General features: G+C 36.3%; 9 protein-coding genes. All 9 read right to left on the reverse strand.

Going from position 1 to position 8188, the window contains the following annotated elements:
- Window positions 1–119: 119 nt before the first annotated feature.
- On the reverse strand, window positions 120–968 hold the full coding sequence (gene noc / locus NKR74_RS23785; protein ID WP_253631051.1) for a nucleoid occlusion protein: 849 nt from the start codon (window positions 966–968) through the stop codon (window positions 120–122).
- A gap of 252 nt (window positions 969–1220) precedes the next feature.
- Window positions 1221–1940, reverse strand: a complete 720-nt coding sequence (gene rsmG, locus NKR74_RS23790; protein WP_230575655.1) for a 16S rRNA (guanine(527)-N(7))-methyltransferase RsmG — start codon at window positions 1938–1940, stop codon at window positions 1221–1223.
- Between the two features lie 21 nt (window positions 1941–1961).
- Window positions 1962–3851, reverse strand: coding sequence for a tRNA uridine-5-carboxymethylaminomethyl(34) synthesis enzyme MnmG (mnmG, locus tag NKR74_RS23795; protein WP_253631052.1), 1890 nt, complete (start codon window positions 3849–3851; stop codon window positions 1962–1964).
- Window positions 3852–3870: 19 nt separating this feature from the next.
- On the reverse strand, window positions 3871–5247 hold the full coding sequence (gene mnmE, locus NKR74_RS23800; protein WP_253631053.1) for a tRNA uridine-5-carboxymethylaminomethyl(34) synthesis GTPase MnmE: 1377 nt from the start codon (window positions 5245–5247) through the stop codon (window positions 3871–3873).
- A gap of 380 nt (window positions 5248–5627) precedes the next feature.
- Complete coding sequence (jag, locus tag NKR74_RS23805) at window positions 5628–6245, reverse strand: RNA-binding cell elongation regulator Jag/EloR (RefSeq protein ID WP_253631054.1); 618 nt, start codon at window positions 6243–6245, stop codon at window positions 5628–5630.
- On the reverse strand, window positions 6242–7009 hold the full coding sequence (spoIIIJ, locus tag NKR74_RS23810; RefSeq protein ID WP_098310155.1) for a YidC family membrane integrase SpoIIIJ: 768 nt from the start codon (window positions 7007–7009) through the stop codon (window positions 6242–6244). Before spoIIIJ ends, jag begins: the two co-directional genes overlap by 4 nt.
- 39 nt (window positions 7010–7048) lie before the next feature.
- Complete coding sequence (gene rnpA, locus NKR74_RS23815) at window positions 7049–7414, reverse strand: ribonuclease P protein component (RefSeq protein WP_253631055.1); 366 nt, start codon at window positions 7412–7414, stop codon at window positions 7049–7051.
- Window positions 7415–7492: 78 nt separating this feature from the next.
- Complete coding sequence (gene rpmH, locus NKR74_RS23820; protein WP_000831901.1) at window positions 7493–7627, reverse strand: 50S ribosomal protein L34; 135 nt, start codon at window positions 7625–7627, stop codon at window positions 7493–7495.
- Window positions 7628–7968: 341 nt separating this feature from the next.
- On the reverse strand, window positions 7969–8188 hold a 220-nt coding region (locus NKR74_RS23825), incomplete at its 5' end, for a hypothetical protein (RefSeq protein ID WP_253631056.1).

The raw sequence follows: 8188 nt of genomic DNA on the forward strand, positions 1-8188 counted from the left end.
AATTTTAAAAGAAAATATAGTACTAATAAAGTGAAACCTCCATCACCGAGGTCTTACTAGCTATTAATGCGTGATAAAGCAAAAAGACCTCTACCAACGGTTGAGGTCTTTCTATTCTCTTATTTTTTTTTAGGAATTTTAATTGTAATTTGATAGTATTCATCAAATTCTTCTTCTTCCGAATTCACATTCAAGCCACTATTCGTAACCATTTGTAAAGATTGACGAATTGTATTCATTGCAATACGCATATCGCGACTTACTGCTTTTTGCTTTGCTTTTCGTTTCGGCTTCGTTTCTTCTAACAATTTAGCAATTCGATCTTCTGTTTGCTTCACATTAAATTGCTTTTCAATAATTTCTTGTAAAACCTTTAATTGAAGCTCTTCATTTTTAAGCGGAATAAGGGCACGAGCATGGCGTTCTGTAATACTCTTCTCTAATAATGCTTGTTTAACATCTTCTGGCAACTTTAATAATCTTAGTTTGTTTGCAATTGTAGATTGCCCTTTACCTAGTCGCTGCGCTAGTGCTTCTTGCGTTAAATTATGTAATTCAATTAGCTTTTGATAAGCAACAGCCTCTTCGATTGCCGTAAGTTCTTCTCGCTGCAAATTTTCAATTAGGGCAACAGAAGCGGTCTCAGTATCATTCAAATTTTTAACAATAGCTGGGACAGTTTCCCATCCTAATTTTGTTGCAGCCCGAAAACGTCTTTCACCAGCAATAATCTCATATTTCTCTTCTTCATACTGGCGAACAACAATCGGTTGAATTAATCCATGCGTATGAATTGTAAGAGCAAGCTCTTCAATACGAGCATCATCAAAAATTGTACGTGGCTGATAGCGATTTGGAACAATTTTTGATAACGAAATTTGCTTTATCTCTTCATGGCTTTCTTCTTGTAGTGCTAATTCAGCCTCTTTCTCTCCAAAGCCAAATAAACGAGAAAACGTGTTTCTCATACATATTCCACCACCTTTGAATCCTATTGAATACTCTATACAAAAATGTTCCATGTGAAACATTTACGTCTTTATTTCGCTCTAACGGGCAGTAAGCCCCCGCCTCAATATTATGAGGATCCAAAAAGAAGGTGGTGGATAACTGCCTGTAAAAAGCCCGAATCGTTCAACTAACCATCAGTGATGATAAATAAAATAAACTTACTGATAGAAGTTTCACTTTATATAACTTAATCTTACGTCTAATAAGATTTATTTTTCAATAGGTAATTTATTCGGTGTCCCTGGCTTACGCGGATATTTATTTGGTGTTTTTCTCTTTTTCTCAATTGATAAGATGTTACGTTCACTTTCCTCAAATGGTAATTGGAACGTAGCAATTCCTTTCAATTCGCCACCAAGCACTTGCAGAGCATACTTGCCATTCTCAATTTCTTCGTTTGCGGCGGAACCTTTCATTGCAATAAATGTTCCCCCGACTTTCACAAGCGGTAAACACAATTCACTTAAAACAGAGAGACGAGCAACCGCACGTGCCATTACAATATCAAAAGATTCACGTACGCCTTCTTTTTTTCCAAATGTTTCAGCACGATCATGACAAAACGCTACGTCAGTTAATTCTAATTTTGTTGCTAAATGATTTAAAAATGTAATACGTTTTTGTAAGGAATCGACAATTGTGACTTTTAAATTTGGAAAACAGATTTTTAAAGGAATGCTAGGAAACCCCGCTCCTGCACCAACATCACAAACAGAAAATGGCTTTGAAAAATCATGATAGAAAGCAGCTGTTATGGAATCAAAAAAGTGCTTTAAATACACTTCTTCCTTCTCCGTAATTGCTGTTAAGTTCATTTTTTCGTTCCACTCAACTAACGTCTCAAAATAGATTTCAAATTGCTCTAACTGCCTAGCAGAAAGAGTAATACCTCTTTCTACTAGCATAGATTGAAATTGTTCTATATTCATCTCGCTATATCTCCTAACTATTTATTGGTTCGATACTCGTGCAATTTTTCCTTGTTCTATATACACAAGTAAAATGGAAATATCAGCTGGATTTACCCCGGAAATACGAGATGCTTGCCCCATAGATAGCGGACGGACATCTTTTAATTTTTGACGTGCTTCAGAAGCTATTCCAGAAATCGCATCGTAATCAATGTCAACCGGAATCTTTTTGCTTTCCATACGCTTCATACGATCTACTTGTTGTAAGGATTTTTCAATATATCCTTCATATTTAAGCTGAATCTCAACTTGCTCTGCCACTTCATCACTAATCTCTTCTTCACTTGGAGCAAGAAGATGAATATGCTCATATGTCATTTCTGGGCGACGTAATAAATCACTCGCACGTATACCATCCTTTAGTTCACTTCCGCCAACTTCGCGAATTAGCTCTTGTACTTCAGGACGTGGCTTAATAATAATACTTGCTAAACGTTCTTTTTCTTTTTCAATTTGCTCTTTCTTTACTGTAAAACGTTCATAACGCTTTTCTGGAATTAAACCAATTTCATGGCCAATTTCTGTTAAACGCAGGTCTGCGTTGTCATGACGTAATAATAAACGGTATTCTGCACGGGATGTTAATAGACGGTATGGCTCATTTGTACCTTTTGTTACTAAATCATCGATTAAAACGCCAATATATGCATCTGAACGATTTAAAATCACTTCTTTTTTATCTAACGAACGACAGGCTGCATTAATACCCGCCATTAATCCTTGACCTGCAGCTTCCTCATAACCAGATGTTCCATTAATTTGTCCTGCTGTATATAAATTTTCTATTTTTTTTGTTTCAAGTGTTGGCCACAACTGTGTTGGTACAATCGCGTCATATTCAATTGCATATCCTGTACGCATCATTTCTACATTTTCTAAGCCAGGAATGGTCTTTAACATCTCACGTTGTACATCTTCTGGTAGACTTGTTGATAAGCCTTGTACGTATACTTCTTGTGTATTTCGTCCTTCCGGCTCTAAGAAGATTTGATGACGTGGTTTATCGTGGAATCGGACAACCTTATCTTCAATTGAAGGACAATATCTTGGTCCTGTTCCTTTAATCATGCCAGAATACATGGCAGAACGATGTAAATTTCCATCAATTAAACGATGCGTTTCTTCACTTGTATATGTTAACCAACATGGAATTTGATCCATGATGAACTTCGTTGTTTCGAAAGAGAATGCACGTGGTGTATCATCACCTGGTTGAATTTCTGTTTTGCTATAATCAATTGTACTACTATTTACACGCGGAGGCGTACCTGTTTTAAAGCGCACAAGTTCAAATCCAAGTTCTTCTAGATGCTCTGATAATCTCACAGATGGTTGTTGATTATTTGGTCCACTTGAATATTTTAAATCTCCAACAATAATTTCACCGCGTAAAAACGTACCTGTTGTAATAACAACTGTTTTCGCTGTATATTCCGCTCCTGTTTGTGTAACAACACCTTTACATACGCTGTCTTCTACAATTAAGCGCTCAACCATAGCTTGACGCAGTGTTAAATTTGGTGTTTCTTCAATTGTTTTTTTCAATTCATGTTGATACGCAAATTTATCTGCTTGAGCACGAAGCGCACGTACGGCTGGACCTTTTCCTGTGTTTAACATACGCATTTGAATATGTGTTTTATCAATGTTTCTTCCCATTTCACCGCCGAGTGCATCAATTTCGCGAACAACAATTCCCTTTGCAGGTCCACCAACCGAAGGGTTACACGGCATAAACGCAACCATATCTAAGTTAATTGTTAACATTAATGTTTTTGCTCCCATACGAGCTGCCGCTAAACCAGCCTCACACCCCGCATGACCCGCACCGATTACAATAACATCATAAAAACCAGCGTTGTATCCCATTTTCCATTCCTCCTTACGATTACTTTCCTAAACAAAATTGAGAGAATAACTGATCAATTAAACTTTCATGTACAGTGTCTCCCGTAATTTCACCGAGTATTTCCCACGTTCTTGTTAAATCAATTTGCACCATATCAATTGGTACTCCGCTATGAATAGCCTCGATTGCATCACCAATTGTCTTTTCTGCTTGTGCTAATAAACCAATGTGACGCGCATTCGATACATATGTCATATCTGCCGCTTCAATTGCCCCTTCAAAAAAGAGATCAGCAATTGCCTGCTCTAGCTCATCTACACCTTTTTCTTCGATTAAAGCTGTTGTAATAACACGAGCTGAACCAGCTAATTGTGTAACGCGTTCCATGTCAATTTGCTGCGGTAAATCTGTTTTATTTACAATAACAATAAAATCTTTTCCTTGCACCGCTCGGAATAATTCTTCATCTTCGTTTGTTAACACTTCGCTATAGTTTACAACTAGAAGAACTAAATCTGCTTTATTCATCATCTCTTTTGAACGCTCTACACCGATTTGTTCTACAATATCCTCTGTTTCACGAATTCCAGCTGTATCAATCAGTTTAAGCGGTACACCGCGTACGTTCACGTATTCTTCAATAACATCTCGAGTCGTTCCTGCTATATCCGTTACAATCGCTTTCTTTTCTTGTACAAGACTATTTAATAAAGATGACTTTCCAACATTCGGCCTTCCAATAATAGCCGTTGCAATTCCTTCACGCAAAATCTTTCCTTGCTTTGAAGTTTGCAATAACTTCCCAATTTCTGATTGAACGTATTCCGCCTTCTCAATCAAAACTCCGTGCGTCATCTCTTCTACATCATCATATTCCGGGTAGTCAATGTTCACTTCTACATGAGCTAATGTTTCCAAAATTTCTTGACGCAGACGACCAATTAATTTTGATAAACGACCTTCCATTTGGTTAATCGCAACATTCATTGCACGATCTGTTTTCGCACGAATTAAATCCATAACCGCTTCTGCTTGCGATAAATCGATACGTCCATTTAAAAAAGCACGCTTTGTAAACTCCCCTGGCTCTGCCAAGCGAACACCTTGCGATAAAATAAGTTGTAATACTTTATTTACAGAAACAAGGCCACCATGACAATTTACCTCAACGATATCTTCACGCGTAAATGTCTTTGGTGCCCGCATAATTGAAACCATAACTTCTTCAATAACTTTATTTGTATCTAAATCCACAATATGCCCATACTGAATTGTATGAGATGGAACTGTCGTTAAATCTTTCCCTTTAAAAATGCGATTTACCTTCTCTACCGCATCATCTCCACTTACTCGAACAATGGCAATTGCACCTTCTCCAAGAGCTGTGGAAATTGCAGCAATTGTATCAAATTCCATGTTCTTTCACCTCACTTACTTATTTCTCTCTATTTCAACACGATTTTTTCCTTCACTAAATTATTAGGATACCATAACGAAACTGTGTAAAAAAGAATAATAACTTATTTTATTATGTCCCCTCATAAAACGCACTAAACTTATCCACCGTGTATAAGTTTAGTGCGTTTTATTTATCCACAGAAAAATTCCTATCTTCATATTTTATCCAGTAAAAAACCGGCACTCAAATGAGTTACCGGTTTATCCCGCTCTAAAGGACAGTAAAACTCCCACCTCAATCTTCTAAGAAATTCAAAGCAGATAGGCTGCCCATAAAAACCTAATTCGTTCAACTAGCCAACCATTTAGGATACATCCCTCAGGATGGAAGTTTCACTTTATTTTGGAGATACGACAACATGTCGATGTGGTTCTTTCCCTTCAGATGTCGTAATCACATATGGATGACTCGCAAGTGCTTGATGTATAACTTTTCTTTCAAAAGAAGGCATTGGTTCTAACACAATTCTTTTTTTCGTATTGCTAACTTGCTTTGCTAACCGAAGTGCAAGTGACTCTAGTGTATCTTTTCGTTTATCACGATAATTTTCAGCATCGATTGTTACACCGATATATTGTTTCGTGCTACGATTCGCAACAAGCTTCGTTACATATTGTAAAGAATTTAGTATGTGCCCTCTTTTTCCAATTAACGCACCAACCTCACTACCGGAAAGTGTAAAATGAATTTCACGTCCTTTTACCTCTTTTCCAATAGTTACATCAACATCCATTTCTTTTATGATACTTTTCAAGTAAAGTTCCGCTTCTTCTACAGGATCTTTTTTTACAATAACCTCTACAATAGCAGGACGCCCTCCAATGAAACCGAGAAAAGCTTTTTTACCTTCATCAATGATGCGAATCTCCACTTTATCGCTTGATACTTGTAATTGTTCTAATGCGGATTGCACTGCCTGTTCGACTGTCTGTCCTTTAGCAGTAATCATACTCACTTACTTGATCCTCCTGCCTTACTAGCCTTAAGATCCGGCCCTTTGATCAAATATGTTTGTGCAATACCAAAGATGTTACCTACTACCCAGTAAAGAGATAATGCAGCTGGGAAGTTAATTGCGAAAACTAAAATCATGATAGGCATAAGCCATAACATCATTGTCATTTGTGGATTTTGCCCAGCAGTACCAGCCATTGACAACTTTTGTTGAATAAACGTTGTAATTGCCGCAAGAATTGGCAGAATGTAATATGGATCAGGATGACCTAAGTCAAACCATAAAAAAGTATGTTGTTTAATTTCTGCTGTTCTTATAATCGCATGATAAAATGCAAATAAAATTGGCATTTGAATAAATATTGGTAAACATCCTGCTAATGGATTTACACCATATTTTTGATACAATTGCATCATTTCTTGTTGCAATTTTTGTTGAGTCGCTTGATCTTTAGAACTATATTTCTCTTTTAATTTTGCCATTTCAGGTTGCAATAATTGCATTGCTTTTGTACTCTTTGTTTGCTTAATCATTAATGGTAGCAATGCAAAACGAATGATAAGGGTTGTAACAACAATCGCTAAACCATAGTTATTGCCAAATAATTTTGCAAAAAACGTGATTAACTGAGAAAGTGGATATACGAAATATTCATTCCAAATTCCTGTACTTTCCGGTGTAATCGGCTGATTTGTTTGATTACAGCCAGCAGAAATTGCCGTGACAGCAATAACCATGACTAGTAGGCTTATCTTTTTTTTCACAGCCTGCTCCTCCTTGTTTCGGTATGTATATAGTGTAATTCATTTTCCTCTTATTTCGCCATTTTTTGCCTGTTTTACTCCTGAGCGCTGCAGAGCATGAATTAAACTTTTCTTTAATTGTTCATAGTTCATCTCTGAACAAGGCTTCCTTGCTATTATAACAAAATCTTTTCCAGAATCTATCTCATCTTTTAATTCTGTAAAAGCTTGACGAATCATACGTTTAATACGATTACGCATGACCGCATTCCCTAGTTTTTTACTAACGGAAAGACCAATTCGAAAATATGGTTGATTTGGTTTTTCTAACTGATATACAACAAATTGACGATTGGCATTTGATTTTCCATTTTGAAAAACAGCTTGAAATTCCTCATTCTTCTTTACACGATTCTTTTTCTTCATATCAATTGAACACTCCTGTATTTCGCCAGCGGAAAATTCATAATTACTAGAAAAAAAGACCACTGAACGATCAGTGGCCTACGCAGATAATACTTTTCTACCTTTACGACGACGAGCTGCTAAAACTTTACGTCCGTTCGCTGTGCTCATACGGCTACGGAAACCATGTACTTTGCTACGCTTACGTTTATTTGGTTGGTAAGTTCTTTTCATTATATGACACCTCCCTGAGGAATAACTGTTAAAGACAGTCCTATAAATTATAGTTAATTTGGTAGGAGAATGTCAATGCCTCTCGAGATTTTAATAAAATATTCATTTTTTACCTATTCACAATGTTGTTCACAGTATCTTTCATCGGTTGTGGATAATTTTTTTCGCCACTTTTTTATATCCACAAACCATTTTTTGTTTTTACACAGTATATCGTATTGTGGACAAGTTTATTCCACAAGGTATTGATTTTGTGGATAACTTTTTGAAATACATTGCTATTGCTATCTTTTTTTGATATTATAGTTGTGTTTTCACCTTGGACAAGTTTTCCACAATTATTATTTATCCACAATTTGTGAATAACTTGTGGACATGTATAAACACATGTGCATAAGTGGTTTTCCACAATGCGTTTTTTTGTCGAAAACTCTATTTCGTATTTGAACCGCTTTTTCACTTTTAAAAAGTGTTACGTATAAATATACAGTGTTGTTTTGTTGTGTTGTACAAACATTAAACACTTTGTTACTTATCATCTTTTGTAAAGGAGGGACAACT

The sequence above is a fragment of the Bacillus sp. 3103sda1 genome, from assembly GCF_024159135.1.
GTDB lineage: Bacteria > Bacillota > Bacilli > Bacillales > Bacillaceae_G > Bacillus_A > Bacillus_A rhizoplanae.

Bases quoted from the DNA above. Each gene is read 5' to 3' on its own strand.
- noc (WP_253631051.1), bottom strand. From the start codon at position 968: ATGAGAAACACGTTTTCTCGTTTATTTGGCTTTGGAGAGAAAGAGGCT.
- rsmG (WP_230575655.1), bottom strand. From the start codon at position 1,940: ATGAATATAGAACAATTTCAATCTATGCTAGTAGAAAGAGGTATTACT.
- mnmG (WP_253631052.1), bottom strand. From the start codon at position 3,851: ATGGGATACAACGCTGGTTTTTATGATGTTATTGTAATCGGTGCGGGT.
- mnmE (WP_253631053.1), bottom strand. From the start codon at position 5,247: ATGGAATTTGATACAATTGCTGCAATTTCCACAGCTCTTGGAGAAGGT.
- rnpA (WP_253631055.1), bottom strand. From the start codon at position 7,414: ATGAAGAAAAAGAATCGTGTAAAGAAGAATGAGGAATTTCAAGCTGTT.
- rpmH (WP_000831901.1), bottom strand. From the start codon at position 7,627: ATGAAAAGAACTTACCAACCAAATAAACGTAAGCGTAGCAAAGTACAT.